The 729-nt window shown below is 42.4% G+C and carries 2 protein-coding genes; both read right to left on the bottom strand.

What is annotated here, in order from left to right:
- Positions 1-205: 205 nt before the first annotated feature.
- The gene (locus AC1DLI_RS34285; protein ID WP_477610200.1) at positions 206-403 is read right to left on the bottom strand and encodes a hypothetical protein; all 198 of its coding nucleotides are present in this window, start codon (positions 401-403) and stop codon (positions 206-208) included.
- 95 nt (positions 404-498) lie between these two features.
- Positions 499-696 carry a hypothetical protein gene (locus AC1DLI_RS34280; protein ID WP_477610198.1) on the bottom strand — a complete coding sequence of 66 codons (198 nt, stop codon included), beginning with the start codon at positions 694-696 and terminating at the stop codon, positions 499-501.
- Between the last annotated feature and the right edge of the window lie 33 nt (positions 697-729).

Here is a 729-nt window from a genome sequence, read left to right as displayed (position 1 = left end):
TCCGAAGATAACGGCAATGCTGCCCATCCATACGGGGGCGTAGAAAAAACCGATAATTGCTAACACGATGCCGATCCAACCCAGCCATTTTCCTGTCATTTCATTCATATTCAACATCTCCATCCATCAAATTAGTTTTGTATTATCAAACGAGTGCTTTCGAAAAAAAATCTTTTTTTCTCAGTCCTCTCCGTACCGGGTCTACTTATCCAAAGTAAGGAATGATAAACGCAATCACTCCAAGACCGATCGACCACCACGCCAGTCCCTTTTTAGGGGTAGCCAAGCAAATGAGTCCGAGGATAACCGCAATGCTGCCCATCCATACGGGTGCATAGAAAAACCCGATAATAGCTAACACGATGCCGATCCAGCCAAGCCATTTTCCTGTCATTTCATTCATGTTCAACATCTCCATTCATCAAATTAGTTTTGTATAATCAAGCAAGTGCTTTCGAAAAAAACTTTTTAAAATAGTCCTCTCCGTACCGGTTTTATTTATCCAAAGTAAGGAATGATAAACGCAATCACTCCAAGAATGATCGACCACCACGCCAGTCCTTTTTTAGGGGTAGCCAAACCAATGAGTCCGAAGATAACGGCAATGCTGCCCATCCATACGGGGGCGTAGAAAAAACCGATAATTGCTAACACGATGCCGATCCAACCCAGCCATTTTCCTGTCATTTCATTCATATTCAACATCTCCATCCATCAAATTAGTTTTGT

The organism is Paenibacillus sp. 01T443, from assembly GCF_056398325.1.
Note: the sequence above shows the minus strand (reverse complement) of the source record. Positions and strands in the feature narration are given on the sequence as shown.